This window comes from Streptomyces sp. NPDC031445 (genome assembly GCF_055581365.1).
In genome coordinates this window covers 82,948-100,304 of sequence record NZ_JBVIJO010000002.1, presented here as the reverse complement: position 1 = coordinate 100,304, position 17,357 = coordinate 82,948, and the positions used below count along the sequence as shown (strand labels likewise).

The 17,357-nt window shown below is 72.2% G+C and carries 12 protein-coding genes; 7 read left to right on the top strand and 5 right to left on the bottom strand.

Annotation, left to right across the window (positions count from 1 at the left end):
• Nucleotides 1-123: 123 nt before the first annotated feature.
• From ACZ5DC_RS06725 to ACZ5DC_RS06715, 3 genes are read right to left on the bottom strand one after another with little or no spacing between them, the layout of a single operon-like run.
• Nucleotides 124-1,146 carry a TolB family protein gene (locus ACZ5DC_RS06725; protein ID WP_468650112.1) on the bottom strand — a complete coding sequence of 341 codons (1,023 nt, stop codon included), beginning with the start codon at nt 1,144-1,146 and terminating at the stop codon, nt 124-126.
• Nucleotides 1,143-2,396 (bottom strand): MFS transporter, encoded by a 1,254-nt coding sequence (locus ACZ5DC_RS06720; protein ID WP_468650110.1) that lies wholly within the window; start codon nt 2,394-2,396, stop codon nt 1,143-1,145. The genes ACZ5DC_RS06725 and ACZ5DC_RS06720 overlap by 4 nt, the downstream gene beginning before the upstream one ends.
• 1 nt (nt 2,397) lies before the next feature.
• Nucleotides 2,398-3,294 carry an alkaline phosphatase family protein gene (locus ACZ5DC_RS06715; protein ID WP_366749265.1) on the bottom strand — a complete coding sequence of 299 codons (897 nt, stop codon included), beginning with the start codon at nt 3,292-3,294 and terminating at the stop codon, nt 2,398-2,400.
• A 127-nt stretch (nt 3,295-3,421) separates the two neighbouring features.
• On the opposite strand from ACZ5DC_RS06715, the gene ACZ5DC_RS06710 reads away from it, so the two are divergent.
• Both ACZ5DC_RS06710 and ACZ5DC_RS06705 read left to right on the top strand, forming a co-directional pair.
• The gene (locus ACZ5DC_RS06710) at nt 3,422-4,354 is read left to right on the top strand and encodes a DUF72 domain-containing protein (protein WP_468650107.1); all 933 of its coding nucleotides are present in this window, start codon (nt 3,422-3,424) and stop codon (nt 4,352-4,354) included.
• 963 nt (nt 4,355-5,317) lie between these two features.
• Nucleotides 5,318-8,338, top strand: coding sequence for a bifunctional [glutamine synthetase] adenylyltransferase/[glutamine synthetase]-adenylyl-L-tyrosine phosphorylase (locus tag ACZ5DC_RS06705; protein ID WP_468650105.1), 3,021 nt, complete (start codon nt 5,318-5,320; stop codon nt 8,336-8,338).
• Here ACZ5DC_RS06705 and ACZ5DC_RS06700 read toward each other — a convergent pair.
• Both ACZ5DC_RS06700 and ACZ5DC_RS06695 read right to left on the bottom strand, forming a co-directional pair.
• Entirely contained in the window at nt 8,320-9,180 is an 861-nt protein-coding gene (locus ACZ5DC_RS06700) for a phosphatase PAP2 family protein (protein WP_468650103.1), read from the bottom strand. The genes ACZ5DC_RS06705 and ACZ5DC_RS06700 overlap by 19 nt on opposite strands.
• 69 nt (nt 9,181-9,249) lie before the next feature.
• Nucleotides 9,250-10,284 carry a LacI family DNA-binding transcriptional regulator gene (locus tag ACZ5DC_RS06695; protein ID WP_468650101.1) on the bottom strand — a complete coding sequence of 345 codons (1,035 nt, stop codon included), beginning with the start codon at nt 10,282-10,284 and terminating at the stop codon, nt 9,250-9,252.
• Nucleotides 10,285-10,661: 377 nt separating this feature from the next.
• On the opposite strand from ACZ5DC_RS06695, the gene ACZ5DC_RS06690 reads away from it, so the two are divergent.
• The 5 genes from ACZ5DC_RS06690 (at nt 10,662) to ACZ5DC_RS06670 (ending at nt 17,307) form a co-directional block, all read left to right on the top strand.
• Nucleotides 10,662-11,936, top strand: a complete 1,275-nt coding sequence (locus tag ACZ5DC_RS06690) for an extracellular solute-binding protein (protein WP_468650099.1) — start codon at nt 10,662-10,664, stop codon at nt 11,934-11,936.
• Between the two features lie 103 nt (nt 11,937-12,039).
• Nucleotides 12,040-13,044, top strand: a complete 1,005-nt coding sequence (locus ACZ5DC_RS06685; RefSeq protein ID WP_468650097.1) for a carbohydrate ABC transporter permease — start codon at nt 12,040-12,042, stop codon at nt 13,042-13,044.
• Between the two features lie 19 nt (nt 13,045-13,063).
• Complete coding sequence (locus ACZ5DC_RS06680) at nt 13,064-13,969, top strand: sugar ABC transporter permease (RefSeq protein WP_366749258.1); 906 nt, start codon at nt 13,064-13,066, stop codon at nt 13,967-13,969.
• A gap of 116 nt (nt 13,970-14,085) precedes the next feature.
• Nucleotides 14,086-15,753, top strand: a complete 1,668-nt coding sequence (locus tag ACZ5DC_RS06675; RefSeq protein ID WP_468650094.1) for a glycoside hydrolase family 13 protein — start codon at nt 14,086-14,088, stop codon at nt 15,751-15,753.
• 177 nt (nt 15,754-15,930) lie between these two features.
• On the top strand, nt 15,931-17,307 hold the full coding sequence (locus ACZ5DC_RS06670; RefSeq protein WP_468650092.1) for an alpha-amylase: 1,377 nt from the start codon (nt 15,931-15,933) through the stop codon (nt 17,305-17,307).
• Nucleotides 17,308-17,357 lie beyond the last annotated feature (50 nt).

The window sequence follows — 17,357 nt, the reverse complement described above, 5'->3', positions numbered from 1 at the left end:
CGGCGGCCACCCGGCCACCCCGCCGGAAAGTCTCGGGCGCGACCGCGGACGACGACGGGGGCGGCGTACGGCAAACCACCTGGACGACGGAAAACCCGGGCTGCCGCGTTGACCCCGGCGCGGCTAGCCGAGGTACGCCGGTGACACCGCCGCCGAGCTGATCCGGTGGGGGCGGCCGGAGCCGTCCGCCGGGACCTCGTACAGGTCGGCGCCGTAGTCCCCGGGCAGCGCGTACACGAGCGTGCGGGCGTCCTTCCACACCGCCTGGTCGTCCACGCTGCGGGGCTCGGCGAGCGGGGTCTCGCGCAGCGTGCGCAGGTCCAGCACGTACAGCCGCCAGGGCGCGTCCTTCGGCAGCCCCGCGACCCGTTTCTTGTACGCGACCCGGGTGCCGTCCGGTGACAGGGACGGGCACTCCACGTTGGCGTGCAGCGTGGTGACGGTGCGGCGGCGCAGGTCGCCGCGGACCAGGTACGTCCGCCCCTTGGTGGCCAGCGTCGCGTAGAAGGTGCGGTCGTCGGCCGCGAACGTCACCCCCCAGAAGTTGACGTCCGCCGCCCGGTACGGACGGCCGTCCTTGACGATCCGGAAGGCCTCCAGGGACGGGATCAGCTTCCCGGTGCGGGTGTCCACGATGGACGCGCGCGTGGAGAAGTCCGTCCCGGCGTACGAGTCGCCGCCCACGAACGCCGTCCAGGCGGCGAAGTGCCCGGTGGGGGAGACCCGGGCGCGGGAGGGGATGCCCGGCACGTCGTAGCGGTCCACGGTCCGCAGGCGGGCGTCCAGGATCAGCGCGCGGTAGGTGTCCGAGACCGGCCCGTGCACGGCCTGGAGGCACACGCCGGTGCCCGAGGCGGCGTAGAACCGCAGGCACTTGAGGCCGGAGGCGGTGCGCGGCGCGTCCGGGGCGGAGGCCGGGACGCTGGTCAGCTCGTCGCGGTGCGGCCCCCACGCCATGTTGCGGAACACCAGCCGCCCCGGTTCGCGCAGCGTCACGGTCCCCGGCGTGACGCTCGGCCCGCCCGCCTGTACGCGGTCGCGGCGGTCCGCCCGCGCGGAGGCGTGCAGCACCGACGCCAGCCCGACCGCCGCCAGCACGCAGACCGCCGAGACGAGGATCAGGACGCGGGTGCGTACGGTCGTCATGCGGGCACCGTTCCCTTCGGGCGCAGGGTGAGGGAGGACGCGGCGCACACGGCCAGCGCCACCGCCGCGCCCGCCAGCGCCGCCCGGTCGCCCCACACCGTCCAGGCCGCGCCGAACAGCAGGGAGCAGGCGAACCGGGTCAGCGCCTGTCCGGTCTGCACGACGGCCAGCCCGGAGGAGCGCAGCCGTTCCGGCACGCTGTCCGAGGCGGCGGCCATCAGCACGCCGTCGGTGGCGGCGTAGAAGCAGCCGTGCAGGGCGAGCACGAGACACGGCAGGCCGGTGCCGTGCCAGGAGGTGAGCAGCAGCGCGTACACGACGAGCAGCGCGCCGTGGCCGGCCAGGAACACCGTCCAGCGGCCCACCCGGTCCGCGAGCCGGCCGAGCGGCACCGCCAGCAGCAGGAAGGCGGCGGCCGTGCCCAGCGGCAGCAGCGCGAACCAGCGGTCCGGGACGCCGAGGCGGTGCTGGAGCAGCAGGTAGACGAAGGAGTCGCTGACCGTGGCGAGGCCCAGCAGCAGCGCGCACACCGTGATCCGGCGCAGATCGCGGCCGCGCAGCAGGGCGAGGGCCGCCCGGACCGTCGGCCGTTCGGCCGGGACCGCGCCGCCCCGCCCGCCCGGCACGAAGAGCACCAGCACCAGGACGCCCAGCACGGCGACGCAGAAGCTCACGGTGAACACCGCGTCGTACCCGTCGACGGTGGCCCGCAGGATCAGGAACGCCGCCAGCGGCCCGAGCAGGGCCCCGGCCGTGTCCATCGCCCGGTGCACCCCGAAGGCCCGTCCGCGCGTCTCCGGCGTGCTGGCGAGCGAGATCAGCGCGTCCCGGGGCGCCGTGCGCAGCCCCTTGCCGGTCCGGTCGGCGGCGAGCACCAGCCCGATCGGGGTCAGCGTGTGCGCCACCAGCAGCAGCGGTTTGCACACGGCCGAGATGCCGTAGCCGAGCCCGGCGACCCACTTGTGCCGCCCGCCGCCCCGGTCGGCGAAGTGCCCGCCCACCAGGCGCACGAGCGCCGAGAACCCGTTGTAGACGCCGTCGAGCAGGCCGAAACCCAACGGCGACAGACCCAGGCCGGTCACCAGGTACAGCGGCAGCACCGCCGTCACCATCTCCGACGAGACGTCGGTGACCAGGCTCACCGTCCCCAGCGCGAGCACGGTCGGCGCGACCGCCGCACGGCGCCGCCCGGCCGCAGGCCGGACGGCACCCTGAGCGGACGTGCTCGCACGGCTGTCCGCTACGTACACGTCAGGACGCCCAGATCCCGGTGATGTCCTGGGCGGAGGCCGCGTTGCCCGCGTGCGTGGTCAGGCCCTGGGAGTCCTCCAGGGTGCGCAGCAGGTCATAGTGGTTGTACGTGGTCGAGGAGCTGGACCCGGCGGCGACGGGCTGCCCGTAGAACACGGTCGGGATCTTGTTCCCGCTCAGCCGGTTGTCCTCGTCGAAGGTGACGACGAGCAGGCTGTTGTGGGTCTTGGCCCAGGTCGCGTAGGCACCCAGGTTGTTCTTCAGCCAGGTGTCACCGGTGGACACCGAGCAGTCGTGCATGTCGCTGCACAGGTTCGGGACCACGAACGACACCTGCGGCAGCGTCGAGTAGTCCGTCGGGAACTGGGCGAACGTCTTCGCGGTCGAGGTCGGCACGTTGCTGAACCCGAACCAGGGGTTGTGCTTGCGCGCGTAGTTGCCGCTGCTGCACGTCGTGGAGCCCTGGCTGGGCAGGGTCTCGTTGTAGCTGGCCCAGGTGCGGCCGGCGGCGATCAGCTCGGACGCGAGGTTGCGCGCCGAGGAGAACCCCGGGGTGTAGCAGCTGTCGTCGGTGATGCCCTGCGTCGACCCGGAGAACAGCGCGAAGTAGTTCGGCTGGCTGGGGTGGGTCTCGGCGTACGACTGGGTCAGGTTGGCACCCCCCGCCTTCAGCGAGTTGATGTACGGCGCGCTGGAGGAGCCGATGACCTGGCTGTAGGCATGGTTCTCGAAGACCACGACGACCACGTGGTCCGGGCTGGGCACGGCGCCCGCGGCGTGCGCGGACCCCTCCCCGAGCCCCGTCCACAGCCCGACCGCGGCCGCGGCGAGGGCGGCCGCGGACGCCACGACGGCGCGGGCACGGCGGTACGCCGAACGAGCAGAACTGCCGGACACATCAACCTCCGGGTAAGGATGGGCGGCTGGCGGTGCGGACAGAGCATGCTCATGCCGACAAGCCCGTGGCCCACGCCCGCCAACCCCGCGGGTGAAGACCCGATGAACGCCGGGTACTCGTGTCCGCATGGCGGACATCCTCATCGGCACCTGCGGCTGGACCGACCCGGCGCTGCTCCGGAGCGGCTGGTACCCACCCGGCCACCGGGACGCCGAGAAGCGGTTACGCCACTACGCCACGCGCTTCCCCCTCGTCGAGGCGGACTCCCCGTACTACGCCCTCCCGGCGCCGCGCACCACCGCCCTGTGGGCCGAACGCACACCTCCCGGTTTCCGTTTCGACGTCAAGGCGTTCTCCCTGCTCACCGGCCACCGTACCCGCCCCGCCGCCCTGCCGCCCGACCTGCGCGACCACCCCCGCGACGAGGCCCTGCGCACGGAGGTCTGGGCCCGCTACGCCGAAGCGCTGGCCCCGCTCCGCGACGCCGGCCGCCTGGGCACCCTGCTCTTCCAGTACCCGCCCTCCCTCACCCCCGGCCCGGAGGCCGAGGCCTTCGTCCGCGCCGCCCGCGAACGCGCCCACGACTGGCCGTTCGCCGTGGAGTTCCGCGACCCCGCCTGGTGGCACCCCGACCGGGCGAGCCGTACGGCGGCGTTCCTCGGGGACCTGGGCGCGACGGCGGTGGCCACGGACACCCCCGACGCCCCGCCGCCCGCCCCCGTCACCACGCCCCGCCTGCACCTGCTCCGCTTCCACGGCCGCAGTCCCCACTGGGGAAAGGGCACGAAGGAGGACCGCTTCCGCCACAGCTACACCGAGCGGGAACTCGCCACCTGGCTGCCCCCCATCCGGCAGGCAGCCGCCCAGGCCGAGGAGGTGCACATCCTCTTCAACAACTGCTGCGGAGACGCGGCCCCGACGGCGGCCCAGACCCTGCGCGACCTGCTGGCGACGAGCCTCCCCCACCAACAGCGCCGATCCGCCCCGCACGAGGCAGGACGGACAGAGGCCGGAGGGCACGCGGGAACCCACGAGGGCCCGCACTGGCGCACGGCGTGACAGGGAACGCGACGGTCCACGGCGGCCCATGGCGGGGCCTGGCGAGCCGGCACCGGCAGAAACCGGAGGGCACGCGGGACCCGTGACGGCCCGCACTCGCGCACGGCGGGAAGGGGACGTGTCGGGTGGTGTCCGCCCGCAGCGGCCGGCGAGAACCCCGGCACCTCGGCAGCAACAGCCCGCCGGACCGAGGACGGACACCACCCGGCGCGGCACCGACCCCCACCCCACGGCAGGCGCGACCCGAGCCACGACTCACCCGAACGGGCCGCCGCAGGCACAGGACCGCCCACCCGGCACGGACGCACCCGGCACGGACGGGCACCCGGCACGGACGGGCACCCGGTACGGACAGGCGCCCGGTACGGACGGGCCGCCGGCACGGGCGGGCAGCGGCACGGACAGGCACCCGACACGGACAGGCGCCCGGCACGGACGGGCACCCGGCACGGGCGGGCACCCGGCACGGGCGGGCAGCGGCACGGACAGGCACCCGACACGGACAGGCGCCCGGCACGGACGGGCACCCGGCACGGGCGGGCAGCGGCACGGACAGGCGCCCGGCACGGACAGGCGCCCGGCACGGACAGGCGCCCGGCACGGACGGGCACCCGGCACGGACAGGCGCCCGGCACGGACGGGCATCCGGCACGGGCGGGCAGCGGCACGGACAGGCATCCGGCACGGACAGGCACCCGGCGCGGACAGGCACCCGGCGCGGACAGGCGCCCGGCACGGACAGGCACCCGGCACAGGGCTGGTGGCGCCCGCCGGGGCGGCGGTGCCGCAGGCATCGGGGTGTGCCGAAGAGGGGGCGGGGCCCCCTACGGACGGGGCTCCCGGGCAGACGGCGGCGGCTCCCACAGGCGCGGCTTCCGCCCCCTCGCCCCCAACCGCCGGACGGCACCCGCTCCGGTTAGGCTCTGGCCAGGACGACAGCGGATCCGAGGGGAGACCACGGACATGACGCCGGGGCGCAGGAGCAGCACTTTCACCCGTCTGCTGCGGCACGGCTTCACCGACCCGTCCGCCGCCGAACGCCTCCTCGACGGCCCCGAACTGGCCCCCGTCCGCGACGACCCCGTCCTCCTCGAAGCCCTCGGCGCCACCGCCGACCCCGACCTCGCCCTGCACGGCCTGGTCCGCCTCCTGGAGGCCCAGCCCGGCCCCACCGCCCACCGGGAACTGCTGGACACCCTCATCGCGGCCAAGCCGCTGCGCGACCGCCTGCTCGGCATCCTCGGCGCCTCCGCCGCCCTCGCCGACCACCTCGCCCGCCACCCCGGCGACTGGCACGCCCTGGTCACCTACGAGCCGCACGACCTCCACCCGGGTGTCGCGGAGTTCGAGCGCGGCCTGGCGGAGGCCACCGACCCGGTCTCGCTCCGCGTCGCCTACCGCCGCTGCCTGCTCTCCATCGCCGCCCGCGACGTCTGCGGCACCACGGACGTCGCCGAGGCGGCCGCGGAGCTCGCCGACCTGGCCACCGCGACCCTCCGCGCGGCCCTGTCCCTCGCCGAACGCGCGGCGCCGCAGGACGCCGCCGCCTGCCGCCTCGCGGTGATCGCGATGGGCAAGTGCGGCGGCCACGAGCTGAACTACGTCTCCGACGTGGACGTCATCTTCGTGGCGGAACCGGCCGAGGGCACCCCCGAGACCGAGGCGCTGAAGTCCGCGACGAAACTCGCCGCGCACCTGATGCGGATCTGCTCCGAGACCACCGTCGAGGGCTCCATCTGGCCGGTGGACGCCAACCTCCGCCCCGAGGGCCGCAACGGCCCCCTCGTGCGCACCCTCAGCAGCCACCTCGCCTACTACCAGCGCTGGGCGAAGACCTGGGAGTTCCAGGCCCTGCTCAAGGCCCGCCCGGTGGCGGGCGACGCGGCGCTCGGCGAGGCGTACATCGAGGCCCTCGAACCCCTCGTGTGGCAGGCGGCGGACCGTGAGAACTTCGTGGCGGACGTGCAGAAGATGCGCCGCCGGGTGGTCGAGAACATCCCGGCGGCCGAGATCGACCGCGAGCTCAAACTGGGCCCCGGCGGCCTGCGGGACGTCGAGTTCGCCGTGCAGCTCCTGCAGTTGGTCCACGGCCGCACCGACCCCGCCCTGCGCAGCGGCACCACCCTGGACGCCCTGACGGCGCTCGCCGCGGGCGGCTACGTCGGCCGGGAGGACGCCGCCCGCCTGGACGAGGCGTACCGCTTCCTGCGCTCCATGGAGCACCGCATCCAGCTGTACCGCCTGCGCCGTACCCACCTCGTGCCGGAGGCGGAGCCGGACGTGCGCCGCCTCGGCCGCTCCCTGGGCCTGCGCGCCGACCCGGTGGCCGGGCTGAACCGCGAGTGGAAGCGGCACACCGGCGTCGTGCGCCGGCTGCACGAGAAGCTCTTCTACCGCCCGCTGCTCGACGCGGTCGCCCAACTCGCCCCCGGCGAGGCCCGGCTGCGCCCGGAGGCGGCCCGCGAACGCCTGGTGGCGCTCGGCTACGCCGACCCGGCCGCCGCCCTGCGCCACCTGGAGGCCCTCGCCTCCGGCGTGTCCCGCAAGGCGGCGATCCAGCGCACCCTGCTGCCGGTCCTCCTCGGCTGGTTCGCGGACTCCGCCGACCCGGACGCCGGCCTGCTGAACTTCCGCAAGGTCTCCGACGCGCTCGGCAAGACCCCCTGGTACCTGCGCCTGCTGCGCGACGAGGGCGCGGCGGCCGAGAACCTCGCCCGCGTGCTGTCGGCGGGCCGCCTCGCCCCCGACCTGCTGATGCGCGCCCCCGAGGCGGTGGCCCTGCTCGGCGACGGCAGCGGGGCGGGCCCCGCGGCGGCCGGCGGCGGACTCGCGCCGCGGCAGCGGGCCGGGCTGGAACAGGAGATCCTGGCCGCCGTGGGCCGCGCGGAGAACGCCGCGCAGGGTGTCGACGCGGCCCGTGGCGTCCGCCGCCGCGAGCTGTTCCGCACCGCCGCCGCCGACATCGTCGGCTCCTACGGCACCGAGACCAGCCCCGCCGAGGCAGACCAGGGCGCCCTGGTGGACCGGGTCGGCGCGGCCGTCTCGGACCTCACCAAGGCGACCCTGGCCGGCACGCTGCGCGCGGTGGTCCGGGAGGGCTGGGGCGACACCCTGCCCACCCGGTTCGCGATCATCGGGATGGGCCGCTTCGGCGGGCACGAGCTGGGCTACGGCTCCGACGCGGACGTGCTGTTCGTGCACGAGCCGCAGGACGGTGTGGACGAGCACGAGGCGTCCGCCGCCGCGAACAAGGTGGTCGCCGAGATGCGCCGCCTGCTCCAGCTCCCCAGCGCCGACCCGCCGCTGCTCATCGACGCCGGCCTGCGCCCGGAGGGCAAGTCGGGCCCGCTGGTGCGCACCCTGAAGTCGTACGAGGCGTACTACCGCCGGTGGTCCCTCGTCTGGGAGTCACAGGCGCTGCTGCGGGCGGAGCCGGTCGCCGGCGACGCGGACCTGGGCCGCCGGTTCGTCGAGCTGGCCGACCCGCTGCGCTACCCGGCCGAGGGCCTCACCGAGGACGGGGTCCGCGAGATCCGCCGGCTGAAGGCCCGCATGGAGTCAGAGCGGCTGCCGCGCGGCGCCGACCCCAAGCTGCACACCAAGCTGGGCCCCGGCGGTCTGTCCGACGTCGAGTGGACGGTCCAGCTGATCCAGATGCGCCACGGCCACCAGGAGGCGGGCCTGCGCACCACCCGCACCCGCCAGGCCCTGGCCGCCGCCCGCGAGGCCGGGCTGCTGTCCGCGGAGGAGGCGGAGATCCTGGACGAGGCGTGGGTGCTGGCCACCCGGGTGCGCAACGCGGTCATGCTGGTCCGCGGCCGGGCCGGGGACACCTTCCCGACCGAGCCGCGCGAGCTGGCCGCCGTCGGCCGCTACCTGGGCTACGGCGCCGGGCACGCCGGCGACATGCTGGACGCGTACCGCCGCACCACCCGCCGGGCGCGCACGGTGGTGGAGGAGCTGTTCTACGGCGACAGGGCCTGAGCCGGCGCGGGGGTCCGGGCCGGGACCCGCCGGGGCAGCGCGTGCGGCAGGCTGCCGTACCACACCCGGGCCACCGAGAACCCGAAGGCGAGACAGAGCACACCGCCCACCGCGTCCAGCCAGAAGTGGTTGGCGGTGGCGACGATCACCAGCAGGGTGGTCGCCGGGTACAGCAGCCCCAGCACCCGCACCCACGGCACCGACGCCAGCGCGCAGACGGTCAGCCCGCACCACAGCGACCAGCCGATGTGCATCGACGGCATCGCGGCGTACTGGTTGGACATGTGCTTGAGGTCGCCGGAGGCCATCGAGCCCCAGGTGTGGTGCGCCATCACCGTGTCCACGAAGTGCCCGCCGCGCATCAGCCGGGGCGGCGCGAGCGGGAACAGGTAGTAACCGACGAGGGCCACGCCCGTGGTCGCGAACAGCACCAGCCGGGCCGCCGCGTAGCGGCCGGGGTGCCGGCGGTACAGCCACACCAGCACCCCGATGGTGACGACGAAGTGCAGTGTGGCGTAGTAGTAGTTCATCCCGATGATGAGCCAAGTCACCGAGTTCACGGCGTGGTTGACCGACTGCTCGACACCGATGCCCAGCGCGTGCTCCACGCGCCAGATCCAGTCCGCGTTGCGCAGTGCCGCGGACCGCTGCTCCGGTACGGCGTTGCGGATCAGCGAGTACGTCCAGTAACTCACCGCGATCAGAAGGATCTCGAACCACAGCCGGGGCCGCCTGGGCCGCCGCAGCCGGCCCAGCGGACCACCTGGGACCTCGCCCGTGACGGCCCGCGGAACGGCCGCCTCCGCGCGACCTTCCGGCTCTGTCACGGTCGAGTCACTCATAGGCACAGAGTCTGCCAGACAAGCCTTCCCTCGGCCGATCATCCCAAGGTCGGGTCCGCGGCGCACCTCCTACGACGTACGGAGGACATGCGGCGCCGAAGCGGTGGAACCGCGCACCACCAGTTCCGGCATGAACACGAACTCGCTGTGCGGCGCCGGCGTCCCGCCGATCTCCTCCAGCAGCGTGCGCACCGCGGCCTGCCCCATCGCCGGGACCGGCTTGCGGATCGTGGTCAGCGGCGGGTCGGTGAAGGCGATCAGCGGGGAGTCGTCGAATCCGACCACCGACACGTCCCGGGGCACTTCCAGGTCCCGCTGCCGGGCCGCCCGTATCGCGCCCAGCGCCATCATGTCGCTGGCGCAGACCACGGCCGTGCAGTTCCGGTCGATCAGCGCCGCCGCGGCCGCCTGACCGCCCTCCAGGGTGTACAGCGAGTGCTGGATCAGCTCCGTCTCGACGGTCTGGGCGGCCAGCCCCAGCTGGTCCTGCACCGCGCGGACGAAGCCCTCGATCTTGCGCTGCACGGGCACGAACCGCTTCGGCCCGAGCGCCAGCCCGATCCGCGTGTGCCCCAGTGACACCAGGTGCGTCACCGCCAGCGACATCGCCGCCCGGTCGTCGGGGGAGATGAACGGCGCCTGCACCTTCGGCGAGAACCCGTCCACCAGCACGTACGGCACGCCCTGGGCGCGCAGCCGCTCGTAGCGCTGCATGTCGGCGGTGGTGTCCGCGTGCAGTCCGGAGACGTAGATGATCCCGGCGACCCCGCGGTCCACCAGCATCTCGGTCAGCTCGTCCTCGGTCGACCCGCCCGGGGTCTGCGTGGCGAGCACCGGCGTGTAGCCCTGGCGGGTCAGCGCCTGGCCGATGACCTGCGCCAGGGCGGGGAATATCGGGTTCTCCAGCTCCGGCGTGATCAGGCCCACCAGGCCCTCGCTGCGCTGCCGCAGCCGAACCGGGCGCTCGTAGCCCAGCACGTCCAGCGCGGCGAGCACGGACTGGCGGGTGGTGGCGGCGACTCCCGGTTTGCCGTTGAGGACCCGGCTGACGGTCGCCTCGCTCACCCCCGCCTGCGCAGCGATGTCGGCAAGCCGTGTGGTCACGCCACTGGACTGTACCGGTCGTATCTTCCCTTGCACACCGGCGGGACGCCGGGCGCGGGCGGGCGCACGGCCTGCCGTGGGTTGCTGCGTCATCGCGCTCCCTCGGGAATCTGGGTGGCAAGAGCTTGCAAGTCTTGCACAAGTGCCGTCACCGCCGCTCAGCGCCCGCGCCATTGGGTCGCGCCACGGTCGACGGCTGGTCACGACGGGGTAACCATCGTGTCGCCTTGCACTTTTTTTCTGCAAGGTCTTTCGAAACGCTTACATGGCTGTTACGTTCCCAGTCGCCCGGCCGCGGCAACGGCGCAGTCGGCAAGTCGCAGGGGCGGACGGGACCGTCCCCTGTACCACTCGGGCTTTACCCTCAAGGAGAACTCATGCGGCGTGGCATAGCGGCCTCCGCGCTGGTGGCGTCCCTCGCCCTGACGGCGACGGCGTGCGGCGGGAGCGACAGCGACAGCGGGAAGTCGGACGGCCCGGTCACCATCACCTGGTGGGACACCTCCAACGCCACCAATGAGGCGCCGACGTACAAGGCCCTGGTCCAGCAGTTCGAGGCTGCCCACAAGGACGTCAAGGTCAAGTACGTCGACGTCCCCTTCGACCAGGCGCAGAACAAGTTCGACACCGCGGCCGGCGCCAAGGGCGCCCCGGACGTGCTGCGCTCCGAGGTCGGCTGGACCCCCGCCTTCGCCAAGAAGGGCTTCTTCCTGCCCCTCGACGGCACCGAGGCCCTCGCCGACCAGGGCAAGTTCGAGCCGAACCTGATCAAGCAGGCCCAGTACGAGGGCAAGACCTACGGCGTGCCGCTCGTCACCGACACCCTCGCGCTGGTCTACAACAAGGCCCTGTTCAAGAAGGCCGGCATCACCGAGGCCCCCAAGACCTGGGACGAGCTGAAGGCCGACGCCGCCAAGATCAAGGACAAGGCCAAGGTCGACGGCTACTGGGGCTCCACCCAGGCCTACTACGCCCAGACCTTCCTCTACGGCGAGGGCACGGACACCGTCGACGTCGCCGCCAAGAAGATCACGGTGAACTCGCCGGCCGCCCAGAAGGCCTACGGCACCTGGCTGAGCCTGTTCTCCGGCAAGGGCCTGCACAAGGCCGACGCCACCGCCGACGCCTACGCCCACATCCAGGACGCGTTCGTCAACGGCAAGGTCGCCGCGATCATCCAGGGCCCCTGGGAGATCACGAACTTCTACAAGGGCTCGGCCTTCTCGGACAAGTCCAACCTCGGCATCGCCACCGTCCCGGCCGGCTCCGCCGGCAAGGCGGGCGCCCCGACCGGCGGCCACAACCTCTCGGTCTACGCCGGCTCGGACAAGGCCCACCAGGCGGCGGCCCTGAAGTTCGTCAAGTTCATGACCTCGGCGCAGGCGCAGGAGACCATCGCCCTGAAGAACTCCACCCTGCCCACCCGCTCCGACGCCTACACCGACAAGGTCAAGGCCGACCCGGGCATCGCCGGCTACCAGGGCGTCCTGGCCGCCGCCCAGCCGCGCCCGGCGCTGCCCGAGTACAGCTCCCTGTGGGGTCCGCTCGACACCGAGCTGCCCAAGGTCGCCAGCGGCAAGGAGTCGCTGGACAAGGGCCTCGGCAACGCCGAGCTGGCCATCTCCAAGCTGGTGAACGGTTTCAGCAAGTAGCCCGCGTGGCCGTCGGATCCCTCCCGCGGGAACGGGGGGGAAGGATCCGACGGCCACCGCCCTGTACCCGGCCCAACCCCTTGATCTTTGAAGGTGTCGAACCATGACAGTCGCCATCGACCGCGCGACCGGCAAGCGCCGCGGTGACCGCGCGCCTCGGCCCGGGCTGGGGCAGCGCGTCAAAAACGGTGTGCAGAAGTACTGGTACGCCTACGCGATGATCGCCCCGGTGGTCGTCGTGCTCGGCGTCCTGGTGGGCTACCCGCTGGTCCGTGGCTTCTACCTCACCCTCACCGACGCCAACAGCCTGAACTCGGCGCGCACGATCGGCGTCAACCACATCGACGCCACGTACAAGTTCATCGGCCTGGACAACTACCACGACATCCTCTTCGGGCCGACGGCGTACGACCGGTTCTGGTCGCACTTCCTGTGGACCGTGTTCTGGACGGCCGCCTGCGTCGCCCTGCACTACGGCATCGGTCTCGGTCTCGCGCTCATGCTCGACCAGAAGCTGCGCGGCCGTACCGTCTACCGGCTGCTGCTCGTCCTGCCGTGGGCCGTGCCGACCTTCGTCACCGTGTTCTCCTGGCGGATCATGCTCGCCGACTCCGGCGTGCTCAACCAGATCCTCGGCTCCCTCCACCTGCCCCAGCCGGAGTGGCTGGAGGACACCTTCTGGCAGCGGTTCTCCGCGATCATGGTCAACACCTGGTGCGGTGTGCCGTTCATGATGCTGTCCCTGCTCGGCGGCCTGCAGTCCATCGACTCCTCGCTCTACGAGGCCGCCGAGATGGACGGCGCCAGCGCCTGGCAGCGCTTCCGGCACGTGACCCTGCCCGGCCTGCGCTCGGTCAGCTCCACCGTCGTGCTGCTCGGCATCATCTGGACCTTCAACCAGTTCGTCATCATCTTCCTGCTGTTCGGCAAGAACTCCGCCCCGGACGCCCAGATCCTCGTCACCTGGGCCTACCAGCTGGGCTTCGGCCAGCAGCCGCGCGACTTCGCCCAGTCCGCCGCGTACGGCGTACTGCTGCTGTCGATCCTGACCGTCTTCACCTCCTTCTACTTCCGCTGGCTGAAGCGCAATGACCAGCTCGCCGTCTGACGCCGCAGGAGCCGCCGCCATGAGCACCACCACTCTGGACAAGACCGAGACCGCCCCGGCCCCCGCACCCGCGCCCCGGCGCCGCGTGCGCCGGCGCGGCGAGCGCGGCCCGGCCGGCGCCGCCCTGCTGCACGGCGGGCTCGTCGTGGCGAGCCTGATCGCCCTGGCCCCGGTGGCCTGGCTGTTCTACCTGTCCCTCGGCCCGGACAAGGAGGACTACCTGCACCCGGCCGGCATCGCGGGCAAGTTCAGCTTCTCCAACTACAGCTTCGTGCTGGAGCACACCGGGTTCCTCGACTGGTTCAAGTCGACGATGATCGTGGCCCTCGGCACGACCCTCATCGGTGTCTTCGTCGCCGCCACCACCGGCTACGCGGTCTCCCGCATGCGCTTCCCCGGCTACAAGCAGCTGATGTGGGTCCTGCTGCTCACGCAGGCCTTCCCGATCGCCATCCTGATCGTGCCGATGTACGAGATCTTCAGCGAGCTCGGCCTCATCGACACCTACTGGGCGCTGATCATCATCAACTGCTCCACCGCCGTGCCGTACAGCGCCTGGCTGCTCAAGGGGTACTTCGACACCATCCCCTTCGAGATCGACGAGGCCGGCCGCGTGGACGGGCTCAGCCCCTTCGGCACCTTCTTCCGGCTCATCCTGCCGCTGGCCCGCCCGGGCCTGGCCGTGGCCGCGTTCTACAACTTCATCACCGCCGTCGGCGAGGTCGCCTTCGCGACCACCTTCCTGCTGGACGACTCCAAGTACACCTTCGCCGTCGGCCTGCAGACCTTCGTCAGCGAGCACGACGCCCAGTGGAACTACATGGCCGCCACCGCGGTGCTGATCGCGATACCCGTGACCGTGTTCTTCTACCTCGTGCAGAAGAACCTCGTCACCGGTCTCACCGCCGGCGGCACCAAGGGCTGACGCCCGCACCGACCAGGCGGGCCGCGGTATCGACCCGACCCCGCTGTCACCGCGGCCCGCCTCGCCGCCGCACCCACCGACTGCCCACCACGCCCCAGTTACGTATCAAGGACGCCATGAGCCAGCAGCACTCCGCCGCACCGGCCCGCCACTCCGCCGTCTCCGTCGCCGACCGCCGCGACTGGTGGCGGGACGCGGTCATCTACCAGGTCTACCCGCGCAGCTTCGCCGACAGCAACGGCGACGGCATGGGCGACCTGGAGGGCGTACGCTCCCGCCTGCCCTATCTGCGTGACCTCGGCGTCGACGCCGTGTGGCTCAGCCCCTTCTACGCCTCCCCGCAGGCCGACGCCGGCTACGACGTCGCCGACTACCGCGCCGTGGACCCGATGTTCGGCTCGCTGCTGGACGCCGACGCGCTCATCCGCGACGCCCACGCGCACGGCCTGCGCATCATCGTCGACCTGGTCCCGAACCACTCCTCCGACCAGTACGAGTGGTTCAAGCGCGCCCTCGCCGAGGGCCCCGGCTCCCCGCTGCGCGAGCGCTACCACTTCCGCCCCGGCAAGGGGAAGAACGGCGAACTCCCGCCCAACGACTGGGAGTCCATCTTCGGCGGCCCGGCCTGGACGCGTGTGGCCGACGGGGAGTGGTACCTGCACCTGTTCGCCCCCGAGCAGCCCGACTTCAACTGGAACCACCCGGCCGTCGGCGACGAGTTCCGCTCCATCCTGCGCTTCTGGCTGGACATGGGCGTGGACGGCTTCCGCATCGACGTCGCCCACGGCCTGGTCAAGGCCGACGGCCTGCCCGACCTCGGCGCCCACGACCAGCTCAAGCTGCTGGGCAACGATGTCATGCCGTTCTTCGACCAGGACGGCGTGCACGAGATCTACCGCCAGTGGCGAAAGATCCTCGACGAGTACGCCGGGGAGAAGATCTTCGTCGCCGAGGCGTGGACCCCGACCATCGAGCGCACCGCCCACTACGTCCGCCCCGACGAGCTGCACCAGGCCTTCAACTTCCAGTACCTGAGCGCGGAGTGGGACGCGGAGGAACTGCGGGCGGTCATCGACCGCACCCTGGAGGCCATGCGCCCGGTCGGCGCCCCCGCCACCTGGGTGCTGTCCAACCACGACGTCACCCGGCACGCCACCCGCTTCGCCAACCCGCCCGGCCTCGGCACCCAGATCCGCACCGCCGGGGACCGGGAGTTGGGCCTGCGCCGCGCCCGCGCGGCCACCCTCCTGATGCTCGCCCTGCCCGGCTCGGCGTACATCTACCAGGGCGAGGAACTGGGCCTCCCGGACGTCGTGGACCTGCCCGACGAGGTGCGCCAGGACCCGGCGTACTTCCGGGGCGCCGGCCAGGACGGCTTCCGCGACGGCTGCCGGGTCCCGATCCCGTGGACCCGCGAGGGCTCCTCCTACGGTTTCGGCAGCGGCGGCAGCTGGCTGCCGCAGCCCGCCGACTGGGCCGGGCTGAGCGTGGCGGCGCAGACCGGCGTCCCCGGCTCCACGCTGGAGCTGTACCGGGCCGCACTGCGCGCGCGCCGGGCCCACCCGGACCTCGGCGCGGGGGAGGCGGTGGAGTGGCTGCGGGCGCCCGAGGGCGTCCTGGCCTTCCGGCGCGGCGACTTCGTGTGCGTCGCGAACACCACGGGCGAGTCGGTGACGACCCCGTCGTACGGCCGTGTCCTGCTCACCAGCGGCGAGGTGACCGAGGCGGACGGCGAGACCAAGGTGCCCGCCGACACCACCGTCTGGTGGACGACGGCGGACTGACGGCCGTACGCGGGGCCGGTTCTGAGGCCCCGTCTGAAAGTTCTTGCATCAAGTTCACAACGGCCCGCTGCGCTTCGGCCAGCGGGCCTTTAACATCTGCGTCACCGCAAGCTTGCTGAAATATTTCAGCAAGCGCCTTCAGCGGTCCCGTCGCCTTCAACGTCGAAGGAACCCCACATGGCACGCAGAACCCTCCCCACGGCGGTCGCCCTCACAGCCGCCGCTCTGGTTGGCATGACCCCGACGGCCGCCGAGGCCTCCCCGCCCGGCACCAAGGACGTCACCGCTGTCCTCTTCGAGTGGAACTACGCGTCGGTGGCCAAGGAGTGCACCACCGCCCTCGGCCCCGCCGGCTACGGATACGTCCAGGTCTCCCCGCCCGCCGAGCACATACAGGGGGCGCAGTGGTGGACGTCGTACCAGCCCGTGTCGTACAAGATCGCGGGCCGCCTCGGCGACCGCACGGCCTTCCGGAACATGGTGAACACCTGTCACGCGGCCGGGGTCAAGGTCGTCGTCGACACCGTGATCAACCACATGTCGGCGGGCAGCGGCACCGGCACCGGGGGCTCGTCGTACACGAAGTACGACTACCCGGGCCTGTACTCGGTCCACGACTTCGACGACTGCACCTCCCAGGTCTCGAACTACTCCGACCGCTGGAACGTCCAGCACTGCGAACTCGTCGGCCTCGCCGACCTGGACACCGGCGAGGAGTACGTCCGCAAGACGATCGCCGGGTACCTGAACGACCTGCTCGGCCTCGGCGTCGACGGCTTCCGCATCGACGCGGCCAAGCACATCCCGGCCGATGACCTCGCGAACATCAAGAGCCGCCTGACCAACCCGTCCGCCTACTGGAAGCAGGAGGTCATCTACGGCGCGGGCGAGGCCGTCCAGCCCTCCGAGTACACCGGCAACGGAGACGTCCAGGAGTTCCGCTACGCCTACGACCTCAAGCGCGTCTTCACCAGCGAGAAGCTCGCCTACCTCACCAACTACGGCGAGGGCTGGGGCTACCTGAACAGCTCGGTCGCCGGTGTCTTCGTCGACAACCACGACACCGAGCGCAACGGCAGCACGCTCAACTACAAGAGCGGCGCCGACTACACGCTGGCCAACGTCTTCATGCTCGCCTGGCCCTACGGCGCCCCCGACGTCAACTCCGGCTACGAGTGGTCGGACGCCGACGCCGGCCCGCCAAACGGCGGCCAGGTGAACGCCTGCTGGCAGGACGGCTGGAAGTGCCAGCACGCCTGGCCCGAGATCAAGTCCATGGTGGCCTTCCGCAACGCGACCCGCGGCCAGGCGGTCACCAACTGGTGGGACAACGGCAACAACGCGATCGCGTTCGGCCGGGGCGGCAAGGGCTATGTGGCGATCAACCACGAGTCCTCGTCCCTGACCCGCACCTACCAGACGTCCCTGCCGGCCGGGACGTACTGCAACGTCCAGAACAACACCCCGGTGACCGTGAACTCCAGCGGACAGTTCACCGCCACCCTCGGCTCGAACACGGCCCTGGCGCTCTACGCCGGCAAGTCGAGCTGCTGAGACCTCGCCTGACGGAGCGTGAAACCTCTTGCCGGAGGTTTCACGCCCCT

Excerpts from the sequence above, each read along its gene's own strand:
- ACZ5DC_RS06675 (WP_468650094.1), top strand. The coding sequence starts at position 14,086 with ATGAGCCAGCAGCACTCCGCCGCACCGGCCCGCCACTCCGCCGTCTCC.
- ACZ5DC_RS06725 (WP_468650112.1), bottom strand. The coding sequence starts at position 1,146 with ATGACGACCGTACGCACCCGCGTCCTGATCCTCGTCTCGGCGGTCTGC.
- ACZ5DC_RS06700 (WP_468650103.1), bottom strand. The coding sequence starts at position 9,180 with ATGAGTGACTCGACCGTGACAGAGCCGGAAGGTCGCGCGGAGGCGGCC.
- ACZ5DC_RS06690 (WP_468650099.1), top strand. The coding sequence starts at position 10,662 with ATGCGGCGTGGCATAGCGGCCTCCGCGCTGGTGGCGTCCCTCGCCCTG.
- ACZ5DC_RS06685 (WP_468650097.1), top strand. The coding sequence starts at position 12,040 with ATGACAGTCGCCATCGACCGCGCGACCGGCAAGCGCCGCGGTGACCGC.
- ACZ5DC_RS06705 (WP_468650105.1), top strand. The coding sequence starts at position 5,318 with ATGACGCCGGGGCGCAGGAGCAGCACTTTCACCCGTCTGCTGCGGCAC.
- ACZ5DC_RS06670 (WP_468650092.1), top strand. The coding sequence starts at position 15,931 with ATGGCACGCAGAACCCTCCCCACGGCGGTCGCCCTCACAGCCGCCGCT.
- ACZ5DC_RS06710 (WP_468650107.1), top strand. The coding sequence starts at position 3,422 with ATGGCGGACATCCTCATCGGCACCTGCGGCTGGACCGACCCGGCGCTG.
- ACZ5DC_RS06680 (WP_366749258.1), top strand. The coding sequence starts at position 13,064 with ATGAGCACCACCACTCTGGACAAGACCGAGACCGCCCCGGCCCCCGCA.